This is a genomic window from Natrialba sp. INN-245, from assembly GCF_009807105.1.
GTDB classification, from domain to species: domain Archaea; phylum Halobacteriota; class Halobacteria; order Halobacteriales; family Natrialbaceae; genus Natrarchaeobius; species Natrarchaeobius swarupiae.
Genome location: NZ_WUBV01000029.1, coordinates 1 through 25,086 on the forward strand (window position 1 = coordinate 1; position 25,086 = coordinate 25,086).

Sequence of the window (25,086 nt, forward strand, 5' to 3'; positions counted from 1 at the left end):
GGGCGCGATCTCGGCCATGACGGGGAGCATAATTCCGCTATCCTCTCCCATGACGGCCAGCCCGTTGACCCGGCCTTCGACGCCCTCGTCGGTGACTTCTAGCTCGTAGTCTTTGCGCCGCTCGATGTAGTCGTCGGCGAGCTGTTGTTCGATCGAGCGCGAGCGCTCTTTGGCTTGCAGGACGTCCTCGCGAGTCGTGAACTCGCGATCTTCTGCCCGGGCGATGTCGCCGGCGACGCGAATCAGGCCACCGAGATCCCGGAAGTGTAACGTGAGGTGTTTCTTCCGACCGGCACGGCGTTTCGCTTCGAGGATGAGCTCCTCGACGGCGTCGCGGGTGAAATGGGGCAGACGACCGTCGCGTTCGACCTCTTGGGCGATAAAACGGACGTACTTCCGGCGCATCTCGGGTGTGGATTCGATGGTATCGTCCATGTAGACCTCGTAGCCGTAGCCTTTGATCCGCGAGCGCAGCGCAGGATGCATGTTCTCCATCGCGTCCATATTTCCGGCGGCGATCATGACGAAGTTACAGGGGACGGGTTCGGTCTGGACCATCGCGCCCGAGGAACGTTCGGACTGGCCGGTAATCGAGAACTCGCCTTCCTGGATCGCCGTCATCAGCTTCTGCTGGGTCCGGACGTCAAGGGTGTTGATCTCGTCGACGAACAGCACACCCGTGTGGGACTGGTGGATCGACCCTGGTTCGACACGCTCGTGACTCGGCGTACCCATCCCACCGGACTGGAACGGGTCGTGGCGGACGTCACCCAGCAGTGCACCGGCGTGAGCGCCGGTGGCGTCCTCGAAGGGAGCGACGCGCTGTTCGGCGTTGTTGACGAGCAGGTTCGGCACCTGCGCGTCCGATCCCTGTTTCAGGGTCCGGAAGATAAACCAGATAACCGCGGCTGCGAAGATCCCGAGCAGGATGGACGATCCCGACAGAATCGTATAGATGAGGATCGCTGCAATGATGACCCACATCAGGATCGTTTTCCACCGGTTCTCCTTGTTGGCTTCCTCCCTGTGAGCGGCGACGATCTGTTCGCCCTTGCCGGCGGGAACGGTTCGGACCTTCGGCTCGTTCTCGTCGTCCGGATTGTGGTAGAGCAAGACGTCCTGGAGCGTCTCCTGGGGCAGCAACTGACTCATCGCCTTGGCCAGCATCGACTTCCCCGTTCCAGGCGAGCCGATCATCATGACGTGACGACGCTGCTCGGCCGCCTTGATGATGATGTCTCGAGCCTCGTCCTGACCGATGACCTGATCGACGAGCCGGTCGGGGACCTCAATGTCCGCCGTCGAGTCGATCTTCAACCCACCGAGGAGGTCGTCCTCGGCGATGTCTTCGTCGATTTCGACGCCGGGATCGACAGCCACTTCGCTCCCGAGATCGGATTCGGATTCCGTATCGGGATCGGCATGTCCAGTATTTTCGAGAGAATCGTCGCCAGTGGTACTGTCAGTCATTTCGTTCGATTCAATACCTCGTTCGAGGGGATCGTAACGGATATACTTTCTCCATTGTCCATCGACCGAATTCGGAGATAACGAGGGTTACGACGGTGATTCTGGCCAATCGTATAGCGGGCATTCGTTCTACCCGTTCGTCGTCCGAGCCGTCGATGGTCGTCATGGATGCGGGAACTTCCTGGCCCAATCACGTGACTGATCGTCCAGTCATACGGACCGCAATAGGTCGGTACCGGTCGATCGCAGACCAGCCGGAAATCGACCGGCAATCGGTCGTCACAGACCGTACCAGCCACGATTGCTCAAACGACTGGGGTTGAGTTACACTAGTATGGATGTAATTCTGTAACAATATCTCTCTAGTTACCTAGTTAGTCAACAGCCCGTATAAGCCTTACTGACCGTTCAGTCAACTCCGGTTGGGAGGGACAGCGTTGCAGGTCTACAGCAGCTGTGCAAGTCGCGGCTCTTTTCCTTCTCGAAAAGTATTACTGAACGATGAGTAATAGCAATTTCACATGGATACTTGATAGTATGTTAGGGGCGGTTACCGCCGTGTCGAAGCGACTGCCTGTTCGGAGACTGTATTTTTAGGGCCGATCAACGAACGACAACAGATACCAGGGGATATCGTACGAGCTGGACGTTATAATTGCCACTATAGACCGGATATAGCGTCCACTCCAGGGTTCTGAGAGTGGGTCATGGTTAACGTTTCCCCGTCGAGATCAGTTCAGAATTTACCAATTACTATATCAATACTATTCTTTGATGATACCCCGTTGATCTTCGTTATATCTATTCGACACGACTGCCCTGAGATCGACACCGAGTTTCCGGTGAACTCTCGTCCCCGGTCACTGCGTGTGTCCTCGAGGTATTCCTCACGCCGTCTACCCCCGCCTACGAATCGGACGGGATCCAAACAGTTATGATCGAGTCGGACACAGATGCTATCCATGAAAGCATTACGAGTACTGTTCGGGGGGTGTCCGAGCGGACAGCGATCGACGGATCGATCACGAGGGGAGACCGATGGCTGATGGATCGGAGTCCGACGGCGCTAACGAAGGAGCTGACGACGGCGGTAGCGTCGACCCGGTATTGCCAGGCGTCGATGGCACCTCCGGGGACGACGAACCGGAAATTACCTACGACCTCGACGATCTCGGGAACGTCAAAGAAGAGTGGGAGGGGGTAACGATCTATCTGCCGTCGGACCTGCACAACGCGCTCAACCTCTCCTATCGGGAGTTGAGCTACGAGTCCGCACGAACGACGTCCTACGACCTCCAGAAACTACAGGACTTCTATCCGCTTCTCGTCGCCGTCGGATTGAACAATCTCAACCAGTCCGATACCGACGACCTCCTCTCGATGCTCGAATACTTACAAGAGGAGTACGGCTGATCGACCGTCGTGCCGGTTTGGGTTGTTGGTGACGGTCGCTCGCTGTCGCTTCCGTTTGAGCCCATCGGTGGAAAGTTAAACTAGTATTACTAGCAACCCATGGTTACTGAGGGAGATCCGGGTGAACGAGCTACGTATGCTCGACTCGCTCGATTGACTCGACTGACGGAGCAGTCGCTGCGAACGACTGCTGACGGTCATATTTACAGTCATACCGCCGTAATTTCTGTTCATGGAGACGGGATGAGTCGGTATGGATGGGTGTTTCCTCCCACAATTTACCGGCGTATTTCCCGCCGCCACCAGCCCGTCGTCGCTGGTGTACTGTTAGTAATACTAACGACAGCGAATTCAGTAATTCGAGTAATGCCTTCTAGACTGGCGAGTACCGCGTTCGGAGCGACCGGTTACGACCGACGGTGCAACACCCGTTCCCGCGCGTCAGGCAGCGATAGCCGCAATTTCGGCAGTGTATCTGCATTCATCGCACACCAAATCAGGTCCCCGATTTCGTTCTCCGGCCCCCACGTTCAGCAACACAACGACAAATTTATATAATTGTAATTCTTCACTCGGACTGTCGTAAAGCCATGAGAGAAGACAGCTCAGTATCTCGAAGACGGTACGTTCAGCTCGCCGGAGGGGTCGGCGCGCTAGCGCTCGCAGGGTGTACAGAGGACGAAGATCCGGACGGGATCGATACAGGAAACGGAGCAGACGACGCCGACGACACGGGTGATTCGGATTCCGAGGGTGATCTCGAGATCGTCCACTGGTGGACTGCCGGAGGAGAGGAACAGGCGCTGAACGCCTTGCTCGACGGCTTCGAAGAGGCGTATCCCGAACACAGCGTCGAGAACAATCCAGCACCTGGTGGTGCCGGTGCGGCGATCGATGCGGCGATCCAGACGCGCGTTATCGATCAGGATCCGCCGAGTACGTTCCAGATCTGGCCCGGCGAGGCGGTTCGACCGTATCTCGAGGCCGACGCGCTGGAATCGATCGACGAAGTTTGGGAGGACGAGGATGCCTACGTCGACGGCGTCATCGACGCCGCCGCGCCGGACGGCAACCTCGTCGTGGCACCGATCAACATTCACCGATTGAACAACCTCTTTTACAACGTCGACGTCGTCGAGGACGTCGGCGTCGATCCGACTGACGCCGAGAATCCCGAGGATCTTCTCGACTTGCTCGAGGCGGCGGACGACGCGGGCTACGTTGGCCTCGCCCAGCAGACCCAGGAGCCGTGGGGAATCCTCCAGTTCTGGGAGATGGTGTTCCTCGGACAGTACGGCGCTAGTACCTACGAACAGTTCCTCGCGGGCGACGCCGCATCGCTCGAGAGCGAGATCGCCGACTCGCTCGAGCTCGTCGAACGGATAAGCGAGTTCCACAACGAGGACGCCGGGACGGTCGCCTGGGACGAAGCCAACGCCGACGTCATCACCGGCGACGCCGCGTTTCACCACAACGGCGACTGGGCTGCCGGCGAGTATCAAGGTGCCGACGGCTTCGAGTACGGCGAGAACTGGGAGTACATCCCCTTCCCCGGAACCGAAGGGACCTACACGATGGTGATGGACGGCTTCGTCTACCCGGCGAACAATCCGACGCCCGAAGCCACCGAAGCGTTCGTCAGTTACTGTACGACGGCCGACGCCCAGGAACGGTTCAACCCCCACAAGGGCTCGATCCCGCCGCGAACCGACGTGGCGACGGACGGCTTCCCGCCGTTCCTGCAGGATCAGATGGCGGACTTCGAGGCGTCCGACGAACAGACGGTTACGATCTCCCACGGAAGCGGCCTCGAGCCGGCCAAGGCCGACCAGGTCCAGGAAGCGTTCGCCGTCTTCACCGACAACTGGGACGTCGACGAGACGACCCAGGAACTGATCGGAATCTTCTAACTACTACTCCTCTATGGGATTCATCGATCGATTCCGTTCCCGCACAGGCCGACGTGACCGTGAGGACCGAAGCGAGCGATCACGGACTGACGGCCAAAGCGAGGAGCCACAGACCGACGGCCAACGCGGGGGACTACGGACCGATGGCGGGAGTGACGTGAGGACACGCGGCGGGCTCTCCAGACTCAAACACAGCGACGCGGTCCAGGCGGTGCCGTTCTGGCTGCCGCCGGCGCTGTTGATGGGGTGGTTCGTCTACGGCGCGGTCGGCTGGAATCTCCTCATCTCGCTGACCGACTGGAGCGGCCTGAGCCAGCCGGATTACACGAATCTCACGCTCGAGATGTACACCCAGATGCCGAACGACCCGTCGTTCGTCGCGGCATTTCGAAACACGGTGGTCCTGCTGGTCGCCTTCACCGTCGTCTCGCTGGTGATCGGGCTCGTGCTCGCGATTCTGGTCGACCAGAACATCCGCTTCGAGAACACGCTCCGGACGATTTACCTGTTGCCGATGGCGCTGTCGTTCGTCGTGACGGCGATTTTCTGGTCGTGGATGTACAATCCGAGCACGGGGACGATCAACGTCGTTCTGAGCACGATCGGGCTGGATTTCCTCACGATGGACTGGATCGGCGATCCGCGGACGAGGCTGGCGGCGATCATCTTCGCGCTCACGTGGCAGTTCAGCGGCTACGCGATGGTCGTCTATCTCGCGGGTCTGCGGGCGATCCCCGACTCGCACTACGAGGCGGCGAAAGTCGACGGCGCGAGTTCGCTCCGGATGTACTGGCGGGTAATCGTCCCACAGTTGAGCGCGTCGACAACCTCCGCTGCGGTCGTGTTGATGGTGTTCGCGCTGAAGGCGTTCGACTTCATCTTCATCATGTTCGGGGACAACCCCGGCCGCTCGGCCGACATCCTCGCGGTGATGATGTTCCGCGTCGCCTTCTCGCGAACCCAGTGGGCCTACGGGGCCGCGGTGGCGACCATTCTCTTCCTGATGGCGCTCTCGGTCGTCGCCCCCTACCTGTACCTGCAGTACAAACGAGGTGATCTCTGATGATGGACACGACGGACGGGCCGGCCGACGAACCGACAGCCGCTATCCCCATCGGGCCGACGCTGGCCGGAGGTGATCGATAGATGGCGACCGCAGACGGAACCGGACGATCGGTCGGCGATCGGATCGCCGAGCACCGAGCGGACCTCGACACCCAGCGCGTCGTGCTGTACGCCGTCCTCGTCGGGCTCGTCGGCTTCTACCTCTCGCCGCTGTGGGCCGGGCTGACGACGGCGTTTAAGTCCCAGGCCGGGTTCATCAACACGTCGCCACTCGAGCCGCCGACGCCCGCCTGGTTCACCGTCGAGCCGTGGGAACTCGCGTTCGCGACGCTTCAGGGTGGGCTAGTCAACAGCGCGATGTTCGTCGTTCCGGCGACGATCCTCTCGGCGTTGTTCGGCAGTTTCGCCGCCTACGGGCTGACGAAGCTGTCCTGGCGCGGCCAGGTCGGTATTCTCGTGATCTTCCTCGCGGGAGTATTCTTGCCGTACCAGTCGGTGCTCGTCCCACTGCGCCAGTTCTGGTCGATGGTCGACCTCGCCGGGTTGCTCGCGTTCGCGCCGGTTCTCGCGAACCGTGCGGACCTGCTCGAGTTGACGGTCACCCACACCGCCTACGGGATCCCGATCTGTACGATCCTCTTTCGGTCGTACTACAAGACGTTGGACGACGAGATGATCGAGGCGGCGAAGATAGACGGTGCCAACGCGTTCGGCATCTACAAGCGGATCGTACTCCCGCTATCGTTGCCGATGTTCGCGGTGACGCTGATCTACCAGTTCACGCAGGTCTGGAACGACCTGCTGTTCGCGCTGGTGTTGGTCACGTCCCGATCGAACTACGTCGTCACCCAGTCGCTAAACGAGTTACAGGGGTCGATGGCACAGGAGTACAACATCCAGATGGCCGGCGCGTTCATCGCCGCCTTGCCGACGATCATCATCTACATCGTCTTCGGTCGACAGTTCGCGAAAGGAATCACCGGTGCATCGTAATGGAACAGAGACAACCCAACCCTTCGAAATCGCAGACACTGAGGACATACGTATGGCTGAACTCACGCTCGGAAACGTAACGAAACGCTTCGACGACGTCGTCGCGGTCGACGACGTCTCGATCGAAATCGACGACGGCGAATTTCTCGTCCTCGTCGGGCCCTCGGGGTGTGGCAAGTCGACCACACTCCGGATGATCGCCGGCCTCGAGACGATCTCGGACGGACGGATCGCGATCGACGGCGACGTCGTCAACGACGCGCCAGCCCAGCAGCGGGACATCGCGATGGTGTTCCAGAGCTACGCGCTGTACCCGCACATGACCGTCCGTGAGAACATGCGCTTCGGTCTCGAGGAGTCGACGACTCTCGAGAAAGCAGAGATGGACAGTCGCGTCGAAGACGCCGCAGAGACACTCGAGATCGACGACCTCCTCGAGCGCAAGCCGGGGGAGCTCTCGGGCGGCCAGCAACAGCGCGTCGCGCTGGGGCGAGCAATCGTTCGCGATCCAGCCGTCTTCCTGATGGACGAGCCGCTGTCGAATCTCGACGCCAAACTCCGTTCGGGTATGCGGACCGAACTCCAGCGCCTCCAGGAGGAACTCGGCGTGACGACCGTCTACGTCACCCACGACCAGACCGAGGCGATGACGATGAGCGACCGGATCGCTATCCTGGACGGTGGCGAACTCCAGCAGGTCGCTACCCCACTCGAGTGTTATCACCGACCGACGAATCGCTTCGTCGCTGGCTTCATCGGCGAGCCGTCGATGAACTTCTTCGACGTCAGCCTCGAGGACGACCGACTGGTGGATTCCGACATCGAATTCGAGTATCCGCTTTCTTCGGTGGTTCGTGACTCCGTCGGAGAGACGACCGAGTTGGTCCTCGGAATTCGACCCGAGGATGTCGAACTCCTCGACGCCCGGGAAACGGCACACGACTTCCCTGTCGTCGTCGACGTCGTCGAACCGATGGGTAACGAGAACAACCTCCTCGTGCGGTTCCCGGACACCGATACCGAGTCGACGTTCAACGTGATCGTCGACGGGATGTGCCACGTGGAGGCCGGAAAGCGGTACGTGATCCGCATTCCGGAATCGGCGATACACGTCTTCGACCGCGAGACCGGCGCTGCGTTGCACAACCGCGAGATCGAGGACGAAACCGAACTGCTCGCCTCTCGCGTCTGATACGGATTGCTGTCCCTGTGTACTGCCGCATCCGGAGAACGGTCCCGTATGCGGCGGTACTGACGGACAGCCGACCGTATAACTCATCCGTTCCCCTCGACGATCCACCGAACGTCCGTTTTTCCCGGATCGAACCGACTCGATCGCCGCCGCCCCGTCGCTGTCTCTCGACACACCGACAATCCCCTCGAAACTAATACTCGAAGAAATAGATGATTGGCTAAAACATCACATTCCTTATTGTATAAAAAATACTATTATTCTGGATTGATAATGATCAACCGTAAGTTAGGCCACGAAACAGGCCGTAAACTGCCTTTCCGAACGGTTCAGAAACTATTTTCCTCGCCAATATTGATTTACCGGATAGATCTCTCATCTGCGAGGATATCTGGAGCGTTGGTGGTTCGGTATTTTGCCACTTTGCTGATTAGTTATATATCTCTCTATAACATCATCACAAACAAATCATTTGGAGCAATAGTAGTATTATCAGACAGGAACGTTGACCAGACGAGCGGCGTCGCTACTCGTTTTCGAACGGGGTGACAGCGTCGTCGGGCCTGTCGGTCTCGAACCGGTCGAGGGCCCTCGAGAGGCGGTTTGCACGCTCGGCGAGATCCGACATCGATCCCGTTACTTCGGTGAGCGCGCTCGTCTGCTCTTCGGTCGCGGCGGCGACCGTGTCGGCCCCGGTCGCCGTCTCCTGGCTGATCGTCGCGATCTCGCTTACCTGCGAGACGACCTCGTGAGTGGAGTTCATCTGTTGTTCGGTTGCGGTGGAAATCTCCTGAACGCCGGAACTGGTCTCGTCGGCGTACTCGGCGATATCTTCCAGGGCGTCGGCCGCGTGTTCGACGCGACGAGCCGTCACGTCGATCTCGTCGCTCGTCTGCTCGACCGCACTCACCGATCGCTGGGTTTGCTCTCGGATTCGCTCGAGGTGAGTTTCGACCTCCGAGGCGGCCTCTTTGGCGCTTGCCGAGAGTTCCTTGACCTCCTCGGCGACGGCCGCGAAGTCCTCGCTGTCGCCACTCGAGGGACGGACCGCCTCGAGATTCGTGTTCAACGCCAGCATGTTCGTTCGGTCGGCGATCACCTGGATTCGGTCGATCAGGGTATCGATCTTCGCGACTTCCTGCTCCAGTTTCCCAATCTCATCGACGGCTCGCCCGGACTCGGTTTCGATCGACGCCATCCCGGCGATCGCATCCCGAGCGGCCTCGCGACCCGCGTCACCGGTCGATGCAGTCTCCTTAGCGAGTTGTGCAACCTCGTTCGACGACTCCGTAATCTCCCTCGTCGTTCGCGAAAGCTCCGAGAGCTCCTCGGTTACGTCCTGTAACGAGTCGTTCTGTTCGACTGCGCCGTCGGAGATTCGCTGAACGGAGCCGGCCACGTTCTCCGACGCTTCGCGGACCGCCCTGCTCGAGTCGGCGACCTGTTCGCTCGCCGTTGTGACTTCCCCCGCGAAATAGTTCAGCCGCGCGATCGTCTCCTCGAGTTGCTCGAGGGTTCCGTTGAACTCCGTCGCGACCTCACGCATCGGTTCGGTGTCCGTCGCGTCGGGATCCATGCGCACCGTGAGATCTCCCTTCGCGGCCGCCTGCATCACGTCCGCGTAGCGATTCGCAGCACGTGTAAGGTCCTCGTTCATGTGCTGGGTGTGGCGTCGCTCGCGTTCGGCTTCCTCCCGGGCACGCCGTGTCTCCTCCATCCGATCACGAAGTGAGAGGCGCATGTTGTCGAACGCCACGTACAGCTGACCGATCTCGTCGACGCGGTTCGTCTCGAGGTCGACGTCGAGGTCGCCCGCTTCCATGCGGGAAGCCTCGTGGCTGAGTCTGTTGACCGACCGGGCCGTGTTCCGTCCGAGGATCGCCCCCATCGCCGTGATCAGAAGAACCAGCCCGGCGGTCGCCGTGAAGCCGAGCCACTGGACGGTAGTGACGAACCCGTAGGCGTCGGCCGTCGGCTCGTGGACGAGAACGACCCAGTCGGTCCCCTCGACGGGGGCGGAGCCGACGACGTGTTCCTCCTCGGGAAACCCGTAGGCCGTGAGGGTATCCGATGTTCCCGCTGACGCGACCGTCCGGGAGCCGGGTCCGGCCGAATCGGCGAGGGCGTCGGAGTCGCCGCCGTACGTCTGCCCGAAGTGGCGCAACTCCTCGCCGTATCCCTCGTCACCGAACACCAGACGCTTCTCGCCGTCGAGGACGAGCGTCGACGATCGATCGTCGCCGTGCGTGCTGAACTGTTCCGTGTACTGTTCGAGTTCGACGGTGTAGACGACGCCGATTGCGCCGTCGCCGGTGGTCTGAGCGTAGGTGACGGCCGGCTGTCCGTCGTCTTCCTCGAGGAGGTACGGACTCGACCGATAGACCGAGAACGGATCGATCCCCTCGATCAGGCTCTCGGAGTCGGGAATCGAGAGTTCTTCGACGGAGTCGCCGGTGAGCGTCCGATCAGTGCTGGCGATGATCTCACCGTCACCGGTGTCGACGATGTGAATCGCGTTCGCTCGATCGGGATGTTGTGTGTACTGTCGAAGCTCCGTCGTCGTGAGGCTTCGAAGCTCGGGGCTCCGGATGAGCGTCTCGACCCGTTGTTCGTTGCTCTCGGACCACGCCTGGAGACTCTTGGCTTCTTGTTCTGCGAGAGTTGCGTACTCCTCGTCGGCGTTGTCCTGGACGTGCGCCCGGATCTCCTCGGTGGCGAAGAATCCGATCATCCCGACGGAGGCACCGATCAACAGGAGGACGATCCCGAATTTCAGCGCGTAGTTTCTCCGGATGACCGAAGGCACGTTTCGGCGAAGCCTGTCCAGCATCGTCCGGATACAGGGAAAACACTGACATTAGCGTTTTGTATACTGTATCGCGGTCAGGGTCCGACGATCTCGAGGAGCCGCTCCGCCGTCGTCTCGACGTTCCACGACTCGAGAAACGAGGCGAACGCCTCCTCGAGTTGGTTTTTCGTCGCGGGATGGATGGCGGAACCGTGGGTGATTGTCGGGAGTTGGTCGCCAGAGGCGTCGAAGTCGGCCATCTGATCTTGTAAGAAGGGAGGGAACTCCTCGGCGGGAACGTCGGTCCGCGGCGGAATGGAGCCTTTTGGCTGGTTAAACCGACGTTGTGCGTCGACGGATCCGCAGTACTGAAGAAACGCGCTGGTCAGCTCTGGAGAGGGATTGGGGTCCGGCATCACGAACGAGTCGAGAACCATCGTATACACCCCGTCGGTTCCGGGGAAGGCCACGTGACTCCACTCTTCGCCGTACGTGAGTTCCGCGGAACTGTAGTGGCCGGCCGCCCAGTCACCCTGGTGGGTAAAGGCCGCATCGCCAGTGATGACCTGTGCGTTCGCCTCGTCCCAGGCGATCGAACTCGCATCCGGGCTGACGTGCTCGCGATAGCGTTCGATCAATGAGAGCGACTCGGCGACGGGCTCCGCCAGTCCGTCCACGTCGCCGTCGAGAAACGACTGGAACGTCTCGAGCCCGTGCTGACCGAGGAAGACGGTTTCCCAGAGTTGGACCGTCGGCCAGGCGTCCTGAGTTTGGTGGGCGAGCGGCGTGTACCCGGCGTCGGCAACCGCCTCGAACACCTCGAGTAACGTTTCGGGATCGTCGACCGATCTGGGGTCGACGCCGACGTCCTCGACGACGTCGACGTTGTAAAAGAGGTTGTTCAGTCGGTGGATATTGACCGGCACCGCGACGTACACGCCGTTGCGTTGGGAGAGTTCTCGGACGCTATCGATGTACGCCTCGCGCATGTCATCGGACCAGATATCGTCGAGAGCCGCGAGCACGTTCGAGTCGACAAACGGTCGAAGCGCCTCGCCGGGCCAGATCTGGAACGTACTCGGCGGCTCCTCGTCGATAAGCCGTGACTGAACCGCGGCGTTGAGCGCCGACCCAGCGCCACCCGGCGCGGGATTTTCCTCGATTACACCTTCCTCGTGCTCCTCGAGAAATCCGTCGAGGAGCGCCTCGAGTGCGTCTTCCTCCCCGCCAGCGGTCCACCAGTGGATGAGTTCGAGCTGAGAGGTGTCGTCCGGATCGTTGGCGTCGCCGTCGTCGCTCGCGTTCCCGTCCGATGTACATCCTGCGAGGACGACCGCCGTCCCGCCGATCATCCCGACCCGACGGAGCACTGCCCGCCGAGACGCGTTCGAACCGTCGGTGTCTCCCCACCCCATCGTACACTGGTCAGTCGTTCCAACCGAGCATATGTGTTTCTACCGGTCGTCGGAGAGCCGTTCTAGGACCCCTTTTCGAGGAACTCCTGTTTCGGTGGTGAGCCGCCCCACGAAGAGACCGTGTTCGACTCCTCCTCGAGGACGCGGACGCCCGTCTCGGTGTCGGGATCTAGCGTCGCCATCTCGGCGCTCAGCTCGATCCGGTTCCCGCCGGGCCCCCAGAAGTACGCGAAGAGATTCGAACCCGCGTTGTGCCGACTCGGGCCGTACTCGAGCTGGTAGCCGTGTTGTGCCAGCCGGTCACAGAAGAGCTTGATGTGGTCGAACGATTCGAACTGGAACGCGATATGGTGGAGCGTTTCCGCTGGATCGTCGGTCCTGGTGAAGCCGGCGTCGTGGTGAAACCGGCCGTGGCGCATCCAGGACTGCACCGTCGAGCCGTCTTCCTCGACGATCTCGTCCGAGACGTCGAAATCGAGGTGGTCCTCGAGGAAAGCGACGTCTTCCTCGATCGCGTCGCTCATCAGATTGATGTGATCGAGATCCAGCGGTGCGACGCCGAGGCGATCGGCGGTTGCCTTCGTCGGGTGGAGATAACGCGTGTCCGCGACGCTGACCAGTTCGAGGTCGATGCCGCTCGGGAGGGTGACTCTGACGCCGATCTCCTGTCCCGGTTCGGCCCCGTCGGTCCGCCGGACGTCAGCTCCGGTATCGGCGAGGCGGCGTTCGTAGGCGTCGATCTCTTCTTCGCTGAGGCGGATTGCGAAGTGTTCGATGCCCGTCCCTCCCTCGGTCAAAGCGAGGTCGTAGTTTTCGTCGAGGCCACAGCCGAGGTAGACGACGCCGTCACGCCGGTCGAGTTCGTCGAGGCCGAAGACGTCGGTATAACAGTCGACGGACGCCTCGAGGTCGGTCACTGCCATCGTTGCGTGTTCGAGTTTGCGGACTCCAGTCATGGGTGATGTGTCGAGTGGTGTGTTCGGTTTTCGCGTGTCGAGTGTGTTCGTCGGTCGATACGTCTCAGAAGAACACCGAGATGTTTTTCATCGGAAGGACGGTGTGATCGAGTCGAATATCTCGTTCGGCCAGCTTGAGTTCGCCGTCGACCCGGCGTAACACGTCGTGGCGCTCTGCGGAAATCGTCGTTCCGTCGGCCTCTTCTCCCTGGGCCAGGAACAACAGCAGGTTGTTCTTCACCGAGATCTCGTCGCCGTCGACGTCTTTCACCCGGACGTTGCTCACGAAGTGACGGGTTCGCGTCGGCGGGTCCTCCGACCACGCGAACTCCGACTGGAACCGCTCGATGCGGGCTTCCAGCGTCGACCAATCTTCCCGGTAGTTGAACCCCTCGTCGCTGAACTCCGAGCGGTCCGAGCCACGGTCGCGTGTGACCCGCAGTGGCATGTCGTATCTGATGTCCTCGGTCATCAGCTCGAGCCACTGCTCGAGTTCTTTGGTGTCGAGCAGTTCGGCTTCGTGGTTGTAAAACGACACACACTCGTAGTGGAGTTCGTGATCCGATTTCTGCGTAGCGCGTTGGCTCATGGTTAGATGTGGTCCTCCGGGTAACTCATCCCGATCTCCTGGTCGGTCATCGCTTTGTACCAGTTGCCGTGGAACGTCCGACAGGTCCCCTCCTCGAGGTTGTCGTCCCAGGCGGTACCGGGGCCGTGCCAGTCCTCGTCGATGGATGCCTTACTCATGCCAGGCATTCCCATCTGGTAGTTGTAGCCGACCCCGTTCTTCTCCGCATAGACGGATCCGGCTGCTTCGGCGATACCGTCCCAGACGGCGAGGTCGTCCTGCTCGAAGTTCCCAGACGGGCTGAACGTTCCGACGGCGACGTCGTAGGCCCGCTGTTTGTACTCCTCGGAGGCTTCCGCGGGCACGAGCACCCAGCTCCAGAACTCCATCTCGCCGGGGGCGACCGGTTGCCACTTCCGGAGGCTGAAGAAGCCGTCGAGCTCCTCGTCCGGGTCGTTGGTCGCAGCGAGGTGGATAAACGAGAGGTTCGGGAAGATCGTCCCCGTCGCCGCTCCGCAGGCGGCGGCAAGGTCGTACTGTTCGTCGCTTAGGTTCTCGTCGGTGACGTACTCCTCCGGGTAGCCAAAGAAGACCTCGTCTTCGGGCTCGAGCAGCCGGAGACTCGTCGAGCCCGAATCGGCGTGGGTGACGTGGCGCTGGGTCTCCTGGCCCGGCGTCCCCGAGATCTCGTTGGCGGCGAAGCCGACCTCGATCACCGATCGGTGGGCGAAGCCGGTGTGGTAGCTGTCGGCCGAGAAGTTGTCGGCTCCCGACTTCCAGTCGCTGTCCGCTCGCCAGCGGTGGGGCTCGCCGATGACCTCGAGTCCACCTTCCGCGATGTCGAGGTGGACGTCGAGATACCACTTGAAGTCGCCCAGATACTCCTCGAGGGAGGGGCCCTCGTCGGCGATGGACGCGAAGACGAGGCCCTTGTAGTTTTCGACGCGGGACGCTTCGTGGAGTCCCCACTCCTCGGTATCGAGCCCTTGGAAGGCCTGGTCGCGGAGGGGGATCCCGGCGAGATCGCCGGTGTTTTTGAACGTCCAGCCGTGGTACGGACACCGGAAGTGAGACGTGTTACCCTGTTCGGCCTTGCACACCTTGGCTCCGTGGTGTGTACAGGAGTCGAACAGGACGCGGATCTCACCGCCTTCGTCCCGAACGAAGATAAACGGGTCCTTGCCGATGTATCTCCGGGCGTAGTCACCGGGTTCGGAAACCTCGCTCTCGTGGCCGATAAACACCCAGCACTGCCCGAAAATTCGGCGGAGTTCGGCCTCGAATATCTCTTCGTCGTTGAAGACCTTTGCTGGAAGGACCCCCTCCTCGAGCGACTCGCCGACGCCATCGACGATACGCTCTGCCCGTGGCGTCATTTCGTGCTCGAGTGTGGGAACCCGCTCGCAGGCTCGTTCGCACGGTGTTCCGTGTGTCTGGTCACCGTCGTCGAGTGACATGGATATAGGTAGGGGCGAGATCGTTGCCAATCGTGTCCATAAATATCGAGGGTCTTTATACGGCAATGGAGAACGTTAAGGGTTCACGCGGTGTACGCCCCGATATGGGTGAGGGGATTCGAACGGAGATACGCATCGACGAACCCGACGACTGTCCGGTCGCCACCGCCTCGGCGGAAGCCGGTGCAGTCTGTCATCACGCCTCGAGAAGTGAGAACGCGAGCGGCGTCACGGAGGAGTTTCTGGTCGACGCCGAGGCGTCGGAGGGACTCGAAGAGAGCGTCTCCGACGTCGACCTCGACGAGGTGTTTACGTACGCGATAAATAGCGTCTATCGGTTCGACCGCGACGCCGCCCGCGGCTGCCCGTGTGAAGTCATAGAGGGGTTAGAGTATCCGATATTCGATATCTACGCTCGAAACGGCTCACTGTTCGTCTCCTTTCACGTCGCCGACGCGGAGGGTGTCCGCGAGGTGGTCTCGACGCTCAGAGATCAGTACGGGAGCGTCGAGGTCGAGAACCTCATCCGTTCCCAGCAGGCCTCCGGGGACGAGGCTCTGGCGTTTATCGACCGCACCGAACTCACCGACAGGCAGTGGGAGGTCCTGCGAATGGCCTACGAGATGGGGTATTTCGACCATCCCAAGCAGGCAAACGCCAGCGACGTCGCCGAGGTTTTAGACATTGCACCGGCAACGCTCTCGGAACACCTCGCGGCCGCTCAAACCAAGGTCTTCGAGTCGATTCTCGACGAGTAACCCCACGCTGTCGGCTCTCGAGAACGAACTGGCCGCAGATCCCTCGCAGTCGTGGCCGACTCCGAGCGCTGGGTTAACAGGCTCGCTCCGGCGACTCCCACTCGGTGCGCTCGAGCAGCTCCGGATTCGCCGGCTCGCACAGCGGCGCGGGGTCGACGATGCTCTCGGATCGCATACCCGAGACCGTTCCCTCGAGTGCCGAGAGGGCGCCGGTCGCCGGTGCGCGAGCGAGCGTCGGCGTCCCGTCGACGCGGTGGAGGCGCTCGTCGACCGGATCCGTCGGAGAGTGTGAACGCTCAAGGGTGGAGGTGTCCGTCCCCACCTCTCCGTCGGCATCCGGCGTGCCGATCGCCCCGTGCCAGAAGTTCCCCTCGCCGTCCTCGCTCCAGACCCGGAGCGTCCCGAGTCGGGCGTTCGCGTGCTCGTAGTTTCCGACGAAGTCGTTCCCTGTTACCTCGTTGGTCGGAAGGATCTGGTTCGCCTGGACACCCTCGACGTTGCCCGCGAGGACGTTACCTTCGTAGATCGAGTTGCCTGCACCGGTCGTCAGGCCGACCGACGTGTCCGTGACCAGGTTGTCGGCGACGTACGAGCGTGATCCGGCCATGAGAATTCCCTGCGAGCCGTTCCGTATCTCGTTGCCGACGATGGCGTTGTGTTCGGGAGCGGTCATCACGTCGATCCCCGTCGAGACCGGATCCTCGATCCGGTTGTCCGCGATCAGCGTACGTGAGGTGTACATCAGGTGAACGCCGATCCGGTTGTTCTCGAGGACGTTGTCCCGGAAGACGACGCCGTCCGAGCGGTGGAGGTAGATCCCGTCGCGGCCGTCGACCAGCGTCGAGTCCTCGACGACGGCATCCGGCGAACGGATCGTCGTGACGGCCATGTAACCGTCGCCCCAGTCGTCGCTGCCTTCGACGGTGACGTTTCGGACGACGCTTTCGGGCGCGTCGCGAAGCAAGACGCCGGTCGCCGGTGACTCGATCGTCACGTTCTCGACCAGCGCATCCGGGGCCTCGTCGAGTTCGATACCGGCGTCGCTCTGTCCGTACGCCATCTCGAGGACGTCGTCGCCGTCGCGTTCGTCGTCGTCGGGTGATGTCACGTCGCCGACGCCGTCGATTCGCAGGTCCGTGACGGCCGCGCGTTCTGACTCGAGGACGAGGACGGAGCCGTTGCCGTCGCCGCGGAGAGTCGTGGCGTCGGTGGTGGCTTCGGTTCCGTCGTCGCCGTTACCGTGCCTCTCACCTTGCCCCTGTCCGACGATGGTGATCGGCCGATCCACCGCGACTTCCTCCGGTACCTCGTGGACGCCCTCGGGGACGACGACCGTCGATTCGGCCGGCGCGGTCTCGACGGCCTCCTTGAGCGTCGCTGCATTCTCGCCGACGACGACCTCGACCGGGCGGTCTCGCATTGGCGTCGCCGCCGCGACCAGGTCGTCGGCGTGGGCGTGGCGCTGGTCGACGCGGTCTCGAACGACGGCCGCGTCGTCGATCTCGAACTCGCGTTCGAGCAGACCCTCCCAGCCGACGACGGTCCCACCGTGGTCGGCGGCGAACGCGTCTGCGTCCTCGCGATCGCCGAAGGGGATGGCCGTCTCGCCTGCGGGCGTTCGGGCCTCGCTGTCGACGACGAACACCGCCGATTCGGCGTCGATCCAGTCTGCGGTCTCGCCCTCGAGGGTCGGATAGCCGTCTTCGGTGAGTCGAACGTCGCCGCCGCTCGCGCCGTAGTCCGTGACGTACACCGTAAGCGGGTAGCCGAACCGTTCCTCGTGGCCCGGCGCGCCGTGGGCGTCGACGAAGCGTTCGACGCCGCGGTAGCCGACGACGTACTCGTACTGGGAGTAGAACACCTGTGCTTTCGGGACCTCGACCTCGCTCAGTTCGTCGTCGTCACCCGCGTTCTCGAGAACGACGCCCGTGGTGACGGTGTCGTGAAACGGAACGGGCTCCGTCGACTCGGCCCCCGAACCCGCGTCGACGGCGAAAAGGCCGACGACTCCGACGAGGGCGACGACGCCCACGACTCCGAGAACGACCCAGAACGAACGGCGGCGACGAGAGGTAGCCATCGGTATCGACGTCTCCATCTGGGCGGGCCGACACAATAGGCGATCTGGTACAGCTATCGAAGGAACGGTCGCTCCAGTGCTCGGCTCTGTCGCTGCGTGGCGTTCGACCGTGGCGGTTTTACGCCGGGGAACCCTTGTGTCGGTAATGGCAGACCGAACCCCGTCCGCGCGGTGGCGTCGACGCCGCGTGCTCACCGCGGTCGGTGCCGGAACGCTCGTCGGCGTCGCCGGCTGCGTCGGCAGCGACGGCGAAGACGGTGAGGGTGACGTCGTGGATCCCGACGACGGCGGGGAGCCCTCACCCTTTCTCGTCGACCACTCCGGCGACGGCCCCAAAACGTTCGCGGGCGAGCACATGTGTGGCGTCTGTTCGATGACCGTGACCGACTACCCCGATCGAAACGCACAGCTGGCCCACGAGAACGGCGACGGCATGATGTTCTGTAGCCCCGGCTGTCTGTTCGCGTACGCCGTCGCCCCCGGCCACTTCGATGGCCCCGACAGCGACATCGCCGGCGTCTGGGTGACCGACTTCGAGACCGGCGAGCTGATCGACGGCTTCGAGGCCTTCTACGCGCTCGAGCACGACGAGATGCGGGTCGACGACCCGATGGGCATCGACCCCCGCGTCTACGAGGACGAAGCCGCGGCACTCGAGTACGTCGACCAGTACGACGACCTCGAGGCGGACGACGTCATCACGTTCGCCGAGATTGACGAAGACGTGGCGCGGCTCTATCGGAGCGCGAGACTTCCGTAGTGAGACGGATCTGGTGTTCGACCGGCGTCCCGGGGCGATTCACCTAATTCGAGGCGGAGGCCCCACCCTCAACGAGCGAGCGGGGCGATTGCCCCCGAGCGAAGTAGGGTAGGGTAGTTTACAGCGGCTGGTAGTACGGTAGCGGCACGTGCGGGAGGGGAACGCCGAGCGTCGCGAGGCCGTGTTGCAGCGGAATGTATCCGAGCAGGACGAACGCAACGCCGAGCACCCGATGCAGTTTCATCCTCGTCTCGAGGCTGAGCGACTGGAACACGGTGGCGTACAGAAACATCGCCGGGACGGTCCCGAGCCCGAGTGCGGCCAGTGCGAGGAGCCCACCCGACGGGGATCCTTGAACGAACGCGTAGAGAAACGCTGGGTACAGCAACGGACAGGGGAGCAAGCCGTGTACCGCGCCGAGCCCGGCGATCCGGCTATCGCCGACCCAGGTGTCGATTCGCGAACGGAGAGCGACGGAAACCCGCTGGAGGAGTGGCTGAACGAGCGGTAGATCGATCGAGCCACCGACGACACCCCGTCCGGCGAGGTAGTGAAGCCCCATCGCGACGATGAGGGCACCGACGACGATGCCGGCGATCGCGTGAACGTCGGTCGCGACGGCCGTCACCGCTTGCGGGGAGACGAAGACCAGCGACCCCGCGAGGCCAAACAGCCCGCCGATGAGTGCGTAGCTGACCGTCCGACCGAGGTTGAACAGCGCGTGCTGTTTGACCATGCCCACCGTCAGTTCGGTGCGAGCCGATGGTTCATTGTTCTGGGCACGCAACCGATCCGAGTACGTCGTCACCAGCGGCCCACACATTCCCAGACAGTGTGCGCCGCCCAGAAGTCCAATCAGCGCGAAGACGACGAGACTGACCGGTTCGATCGCCGTCGGGTCGAGCGCCGGATCGTAACACTGCTGGAGGACGACCTGCGAGATCCGCGGTGAAGACGACGCCAGTTCGAAAACGAGACCGAACCCCACCATCGGTCACTCGAGACCGTCGAGCACGCCCTCGAGGTCGTCTGCGATCTGTCCCGGGTCGGGGTCTTCTCCCCGGTAGGCCCGTTCGACGTAGCCGTCGGGATTGACGAGAAACGTGACCGTGATGTGTATGAAGTCGTACTCGTCGCCGAGTTCCTCGCGCTCGAACGGAATGCCGAGATCCTCGTAGACGACGGCCGTGGCCGTCTCGTCGTCCTCGGGACGGAGGTAGTGCCAGTTGTCCGCCTCGTAGTCGATGTCGAGCATGTCGGCGTGCTCTCGAAGCGCGTCGGCGGTGTCACGTTCGGGATCGAACGTCACCGCGAGGATCCGTGTCTCGTCCTCGAATCCACGGTCGGTGGCAATCGACTGAACCCTGGATATCGAGTTCATCAGCGGGATACACTCCGCTGGACAGGACGCGAAGAAGGCGGTCACGACGAGTGCGTCGTCGAGAGCGTCCACGTCAACGGACGTCTCGGCGATCGGATCCTCGAGTTCGAACGCCGGGAACGGCTCGCCGTAGGTCGGATACGAGGTGTCTCCATGAACACCCTCCTCCGGTGGCTCGAGAACGGCGTGTTCGGCCGAATCGTCGTCTAACAGACCGGTCAGACAGCCGGCGGTAGCCGTCAGCCCGGCCGTCGCTCCGAGGCTCAACGCGCGGCGGCGGTGCATTAGAAGTACCTTGCCATCGGATCGGCAAGTAGCGTCTGGTGTGTCTGTCGAAAACGGGCCGTGAAAAACACCGATCCGACGGATGGACCTGCTCCGATTCGGAGCGTGTACCAGACGGAACTTATCCGTCGAGAGCGTAGGGCCGGTATGGACGAGCAGACACATACGGAAAGTCGGGACGGAATCGTCGCCGGTGCCGGAGAGACTCTCACTCGTCGCACGGCGCTCGTCGGTGCGGCCGGCATCGGCGTCGCCGCGCTCGCCGGTTGTCTCGGCGAGGACGACGAGGACGCACCCGATCCGATCACGATCGACGGCGATCAGGCCTGCGATCAGTGTACGATGCAGATCGGGCAACATCCCGGCCCGGTCGGACAGACCCACTACGACGATCCCGACGACGTCGTCGGCGAAGATCGACCGGCCCAGTTCTGTAGTTCGACCTGCACCTACAGCCACACGTTCGAACAGGAAAACGCCGGTCACGACCCGACTGCGACGTACCTGACCGATTACTCGATCGTCGACTACGACATCGAGCTCGACGACGACATCGAAGAGATCAGCAGCCACCTCGAGGCAGACGCGTTCGCGGGCGTCGAGGGCCTCACGCTGGTCGTCGACAGCGATGTCCAGGGAGCCATGGGACCGTCGATGATCGGGTTCGGCGACGCCGACGAGGCCGAGGAGTTCCAGACCGAGTACGGCGGCGACCTGTACGAACACGAGGACGTGACTCCCGAACTGGTCATGTCCCTGATGGGCTGATTTCGGTCCGTATCGCACCGTCTCGACGTGGCAGTTTCCTACGTATCTACAGCGGCCAGTCGTCAGTCGCGGCCGCCCGGATCTGACTCGAGGATGAGCCGTCGACCAGTCGACTACCGCCGAACGCCCCAGATCGCGACCGCGAGCGAACCGACGGTCCACGCGGCCAGCCCGGCGAGACTCGCAAGCGGCGACGCCACCTGCGGCCCCGTTCCCGTCGCGACAACGACCGTCGTCTCGAGGACGAGCCCGCGATAGGCGCTCAGCGGGCTGATCGCCAGCGAGTACAGCAGGTCGGTGTCGCCGAGTATGCCCTCGGCGAGTCCGTAGACGATGGCGAGATCGAACCCGACGAGCAACGCGACGAGGGCGACGACGGATAGCCCCAGTGCGCTGCGAGTAGCGCTGACCAGCGACGAAATCGCGATCGCGACGGCGAGGACGACCAGTCCGAACAGCACCGTCAGGACGAGAAACCGGGCGAACAGCACCGGCGAGTCGGCACCGGCGTGTGTCGCGTAGATCGCGACGGTGTCGTCGCCCGTGAGGGCGATCGCGACCGCAGCCACCGCAAGTGGAAGCGCGATTGCGGCTGCAAGTCCCACGGCTCGGCCCGTGTAGACGCCGAGAACGATCTCCCGGGGCGAGACGGGATACGTCTCGAGGACGTCGAGTTCCCCTCGCTGCTTGTCGGCGAGGATCGCCCGGTAGCCGAAGGCGACGGCGACGATCGGCACGAGCAACTCGAGCGGCGTCAGCAGGTCGACCGCCGTCGGGAGATAGCCCGCAGTGTAGCCGCCGCCGATCCAGGTGATCCCGAGGACGACTGCCGCGAGCGTGGCCGCAAGCAGGTAGAACGTTCGCGTCCGGCCCACGGTACGGAGTTCGCGGCCGACGATCGTCCACAGGAGGTGTGCGGTCCCAGGCGTTCGTGCCTGCATCGGTGCCTCGACCTCGCCGCCGGTGTCGGCGTCGGCACCAGCATCGGCCTCGAGATCAGCGTGACCGCTCATTCGTCGGTCACCCCCTGTACCCGGACGGTGCCCGCGTCGGCCGCGACCGACTCCTCGTAGACCGCTCGCAGCGAGTCGACCTCGAGTGTCGCCCGCATGGCGTCGGGCGGCCCCTGGCGGACGATCCGTCCGTCGTCGAGGACCACGACCTCGTCGGCGGTTCGGTCGACCAGCCCCAGATCGTGGGAACTCAACAGAACGGCTGTCCCCTCGGCGGCCAGTTCGGACGCGATCTCGAAGACATGCCTGCTCATCCCGGGATCGAGGCCGCTTGCGGGTTCGTCGAGGACGACCACCGGCGGATCGCCGATCGTCGCCTGGGCGATCCCGACCAGCCGGGTCATCCCGCCCGACAGTGCCTTGACGGGACGGTCAGCGGCGTCGGCGAGGCCAACGGTCTCGAGGCGATCCATGGCGTCGGTTTCGGCCTCGTCCGCGCCGACCAGCGACGAGTAAAAGCGCAGCGTCTCGAGCACGGTGAACCCGGGCCGGAACGCGGGCTGTTGGGGGAGGTAGCCGATTCGTCGGGCGACCGCGTCGCCGCGGTAGATGACCGAGCCCGCGGTCGGCTCGAGCAGGCCGGCGAGCACCCGCAGTAGGGTCGTCTTCCCGGAGCCGTTCGGGCCGATCAGCGCCGTGACGGCCCCGGCGTCGACGGTCGTGGAGACGGCCTCGAGGACCGAGACCGTCCCGTAGGCGTGGTCGATGCCGTCGGCCTCGAGGACGGCCGGTCGATCCGACACGTCGTCCGACTGCGTCGTCTCGGCGTCGCTCGATTCTGGTTCCGCGTCCGTACTCGGTGTGGTGGGTGTGTTCGTGCTCATATTCGGATTCGCGCTCGGGTTTCGATTCGGGGCCGACTCCGCCCCCAGTTGCGTCTCCGTCTCCGTGTCCGTCGTCTCGGTTTCCGTGGTCGGTCGGTCCGTTCCGTCTGAACTTGGCGTATCCTCGCTCATGGCGAATCGTGGAGAGCCGTCGCCCGGTCACAGGACCACGCCCGATCCTCCCACTCGGTTCCCTCGAGTAACTCCGGGTTGTTCGGTTCGCAGGTCGGTGCCAGGTCGACGATGCTGCCGGTTCGCATCCCGGGAACCGTGCCCTGAAGTCCGGACAGGGCCTCGAGTCCCGGCGCGCGCGACAGCGTCGGTGTGCCGTCGACGCGGTGGAGTCGCTGGTCGACGGGGGCCGTCGGCGAGTAGGCTCGATCGACGATCCCGCCGGGACCGCGCTCGCCGGCGAGGGTCGTCACACCCTGCCAGTAGTTCCCCGTGCCGTCGCTCCAGATTCGGAGCGGGCCGGTGCCGGCTTCAGCGTGAACATCGTTGTCGACGAAATCGTTCGCGACGACCTGATTCGTGGGCAACATCGCCCGCGTCTGGGCCCCGATTTCGTTGTCGGCGATGACGTTTCGCTCGTAGAGCGTGTCAGTCGCGTCGACGCGCAGTCCGACCTGGCTATTAGCGAGAACGTTCCCCGCGACGTACGAGGAACTCCCGCTGGGAAACAGCGCGAAGTCGTCGACGTTGCGAATCTCGTTGTCGACGACGGCGTTTCGCTCGGGACCGGTCATGATGAAGATCCCCGTATTCGACTGGTTGGAGAGCCGATTATCCGCGAGGAGTGTATCCGACGTGTGCATCAGGTGGATCCCCAGTCGGTTCCCCTCGATGCGGTTGTCCCTGACGACGGAATCGTGCGAGCGGTGGGTGTAGATTGCGTCCCGGCCGTCGGACACCGTCGACCCTTCGACGACGAGCGGCGAGCGGAACGAGAGGATCCCCGCGTGGCCGTCCTCCGGGTTCTCCGGACTGTGGACGGTCACGTTGCGGACGACCGAGTCGCCGCTCCGCCGGAGGATGATCCCGCTGGCCGAGGAGTCGACCGTGACGTCTTCGACCATCGATCCGGGAGCGGTGTGTAAGCCGATGCCGGCGTCGCCGCCCGCGTAGTTCCCTTCGAACGTCTCATCCCACTCGCCGGCCGCCTCGTCGTCGCCGGGAAGGTCGCCCGTTCCGAGTCGTTCGGAGCCGGAGCCGACGACCTCGAGGTCGACGATTGCGGTCCCCTCAGCGGTCGACGTAATCACCGTTCCGTTCCCGCCGCCATCGATCGTCACGTCGCCCTCGCCGGCGAGGGTGAGCGGGCGATCGATCTCGAGGCGTTCCTCGTACGTTCCGTCGGGGACGAGGACTGTCGTGTTCGCCGGCGCCTCGTCGATTGCCGCCTGAACGGTGTCGGTGTCCTCGCCGACGACGGTCGAGACGGGGCGATCACGGAGGGTGGCAGCGGCCTCGACTCGCTGGTCCGCGTCGCGGTGTTGATCGTCGACGCGATCGCGAACCGCCGTCGCCTCGTCGGCCTCGAACTCGGCCTCGAGGAGGGCCTCCCACGTCAACACGGTGCCGTCGTGGGCGTCGGCGAACGCTTCGGCGTCATCGCGCTCGGAGAACGGGACGACGGTCTCGCCGCCGGGTGCGACGGCATCGCTCCCGTAGACATACCAGGCGTCCTCGGCGTCGTGCCAGGCCGGCTGGCGGTCGACTGTGGGCTGTCCCGCCTCGTCGAGTTCGATATCCGTCGACGAGTAATCGCTGACATAGACCGTCAGAGGATAGCCAAAACGTTGGGTGTGTCCCGGCGACCGCTGGGCCTCGACGAAAGTCTCGACGCCGTAGTAGCCGACGACGTACTCGTACTGGGAGTAAAACACCTGAGCCTTCGGAAGTTCGACCTCCTGCTCGAGGGCGCGCTCGTCTGCCAGGGCAAGTCCCATCGAGACGGTGTCGTCGAAGATGGCGGGCTCGGGATCGGTGG

Annotated in this window: 20 protein-coding genes; 8 read left to right on the forward strand and 12 right to left on the reverse strand. The window is 62.9% G+C overall.

What is annotated here, in order from left to right:
* The coding region (lonB, locus tag GRS80_RS09475; protein WP_343161517.1) for an ATP-dependent protease LonB at positions 1-1,512 on the reverse strand (1,512 nt) is incomplete at its 3' end.
* A 996-nt stretch (positions 1,513-2,508) separates the two neighbouring features.
* On the opposite strand from lonB, the gene GRS80_RS09480 reads away from it, so the two are divergent.
* The 5 genes from GRS80_RS09480 to ugpC all read left to right on the forward strand — a co-directional run bounded on the left by GRS80_RS09480 (position 2,509) and on the right by ugpC (position 8,043).
* Positions 2,509-2,883: a hypothetical protein gene (locus GRS80_RS09480; RefSeq protein ID WP_160047344.1), complete on the forward strand. Its 375-nt coding sequence runs from the start codon at positions 2,509-2,511 to the stop codon at positions 2,881-2,883.
* Between the two features lie 590 nt (positions 2,884-3,473).
* Positions 3,474-4,793, forward strand: coding sequence for an ABC transporter substrate-binding protein (locus tag GRS80_RS09485; RefSeq protein WP_160047345.1), 1,320 nt, complete (start codon positions 3,474-3,476; stop codon positions 4,791-4,793).
* Positions 4,794-4,806: 13 nt separating this feature from the next.
* The gene (locus GRS80_RS09490; RefSeq protein WP_160047346.1) at positions 4,807-5,856 is read left to right on the forward strand and encodes a sugar ABC transporter permease; all 1,050 of its coding nucleotides are present in this window, start codon (positions 4,807-4,809) and stop codon (positions 5,854-5,856) included.
* A gap of 83 nt (positions 5,857-5,939) precedes the next feature.
* A complete protein-coding gene (locus GRS80_RS09495; protein WP_160047347.1) occupies positions 5,940-6,851 on the forward strand; it encodes a carbohydrate ABC transporter permease in 912 nt (303 codons plus the stop codon).
* A gap of 52 nt (positions 6,852-6,903) precedes the next feature.
* Positions 6,904-8,043: a sn-glycerol-3-phosphate ABC transporter ATP-binding protein UgpC gene (ugpC, locus tag GRS80_RS09500; protein WP_160047348.1), complete on the forward strand. Its 1,140-nt coding sequence runs from the start codon at positions 6,904-6,906 to the stop codon at positions 8,041-8,043.
* Positions 8,044-8,569: 526 nt separating this feature from the next.
* Here ugpC and GRS80_RS09505 read toward each other — a convergent pair.
* The 5 genes from GRS80_RS09505 to GRS80_RS09525 all read right to left on the reverse strand — a co-directional run bounded on the left by GRS80_RS09505 (position 8,570) and on the right by GRS80_RS09525 (position 15,227).
* Positions 8,570-10,873: a methyl-accepting chemotaxis protein gene (locus GRS80_RS09505; protein WP_160047349.1), complete on the reverse strand. Its 2,304-nt coding sequence runs from the start codon at positions 10,871-10,873 to the stop codon at positions 8,570-8,572.
* 53 nt (positions 10,874-10,926) lie between these two features.
* On the reverse strand, positions 10,927-12,246 hold the full coding sequence (locus GRS80_RS09510) for an ABC transporter substrate-binding protein (RefSeq protein WP_160047350.1): 1,320 nt from the start codon (positions 12,244-12,246) through the stop codon (positions 10,927-10,929).
* Positions 12,247-12,308: 62 nt separating this feature from the next.
* Complete coding sequence (locus GRS80_RS09515; RefSeq protein WP_160047351.1) at positions 12,309-13,202, reverse strand: VOC family protein; 894 nt, start codon at positions 13,200-13,202, stop codon at positions 12,309-12,311.
* A 64-nt stretch (positions 13,203-13,266) separates the two neighbouring features.
* The gene (locus GRS80_RS09520) at positions 13,267-13,791 is read right to left on the reverse strand and encodes a 3-phenylpropionate/cinnamic acid dioxygenase subunit beta (RefSeq protein ID WP_160047352.1); all 525 of its coding nucleotides are present in this window, start codon (positions 13,789-13,791) and stop codon (positions 13,267-13,269) included.
* Between the two features lie 2 nt (positions 13,792-13,793).
* Positions 13,794-15,227 carry a Rieske 2Fe-2S domain-containing protein gene (locus tag GRS80_RS09525; RefSeq protein WP_235019700.1) on the reverse strand — a complete coding sequence of 478 codons (1,434 nt, stop codon included), beginning with the start codon at positions 15,225-15,227 and terminating at the stop codon, positions 13,794-13,796.
* Positions 15,228-15,331: 104 nt separating this feature from the next.
* On the opposite strand from GRS80_RS09525, the gene GRS80_RS09530 reads away from it, so the two are divergent.
* Complete coding sequence (locus GRS80_RS09530; protein ID WP_160047353.1) at positions 15,332-15,985, forward strand: helix-turn-helix domain-containing protein; 654 nt, start codon at positions 15,332-15,334, stop codon at positions 15,983-15,985.
* 73 nt (positions 15,986-16,058) lie between these two features.
* Here the strand turns inward: GRS80_RS09530 and GRS80_RS09535 are convergent, their stop codons facing one another.
* Complete coding sequence (locus GRS80_RS09535) at positions 16,059-18,065, reverse strand: NosD domain-containing protein (protein WP_160047354.1); 2,007 nt, start codon at positions 18,063-18,065, stop codon at positions 16,059-16,061.
* Positions 18,066-18,210: 145 nt separating this feature from the next.
* On the opposite strand from GRS80_RS09535, the gene GRS80_RS09540 reads away from it, so the two are divergent.
* Positions 18,211-18,825: a nitrous oxide reductase accessory protein NosL gene (locus GRS80_RS09540; protein ID WP_160047355.1), complete on the forward strand. Its 615-nt coding sequence runs from the start codon at positions 18,211-18,213 to the stop codon at positions 18,823-18,825.
* 118 nt (positions 18,826-18,943) lie between these two features.
* Here GRS80_RS09540 and GRS80_RS09545 read toward each other — a convergent pair whose 3' ends face one another.
* Entirely contained in the window at positions 18,944-19,816 is an 873-nt protein-coding gene (locus GRS80_RS09545) for a sulfite exporter TauE/SafE family protein (RefSeq protein ID WP_160047356.1), read from the reverse strand.
* A 3-nt stretch (positions 19,817-19,819) separates the two neighbouring features.
* Positions 19,820-20,491, reverse strand: coding sequence for an SCO family protein (locus tag GRS80_RS09550; protein WP_160047357.1), 672 nt, complete (start codon positions 20,489-20,491; stop codon positions 19,820-19,822).
* Positions 20,492-20,638: 147 nt separating this feature from the next.
* Here GRS80_RS09550 and GRS80_RS09555 point away from each other — a divergent pair, with 147 nt between their 5' ends.
* On the forward strand, positions 20,639-21,259 hold the full coding sequence (locus GRS80_RS09555; RefSeq protein ID WP_160047358.1) for a nitrous oxide reductase accessory protein NosL: 621 nt from the start codon (positions 20,639-20,641) through the stop codon (positions 21,257-21,259).
* Between the two features lie 113 nt (positions 21,260-21,372).
* Here the strand turns inward: GRS80_RS09555 and GRS80_RS09560 are convergent, their stop codons facing one another.
* The 3 genes from GRS80_RS09560 to GRS80_RS09570 all read right to left on the reverse strand — a co-directional run bounded on the left by GRS80_RS09560 (position 21,373) and on the right by GRS80_RS09570 (position 25,045).
* Entirely contained in the window at positions 21,373-22,200 is an 828-nt protein-coding gene (locus GRS80_RS09560) for an ABC transporter permease (RefSeq protein WP_160047366.1), read from the reverse strand.
* A 68-nt stretch (positions 22,201-22,268) separates the two neighbouring features.
* A complete protein-coding gene (locus GRS80_RS09565; protein WP_160047359.1) occupies positions 22,269-23,096 on the reverse strand; it encodes an ABC transporter ATP-binding protein in 828 nt (275 codons plus the stop codon).
* 128 nt (positions 23,097-23,224) lie between these two features.
* Positions 23,225-25,045 (reverse strand): NosD domain-containing protein, encoded by a 1,821-nt coding sequence (locus GRS80_RS09570; RefSeq protein ID WP_235019701.1) that lies wholly within the window; start codon positions 25,043-25,045, stop codon positions 23,225-23,227.
* Positions 25,046-25,086 lie beyond the last annotated feature (41 nt).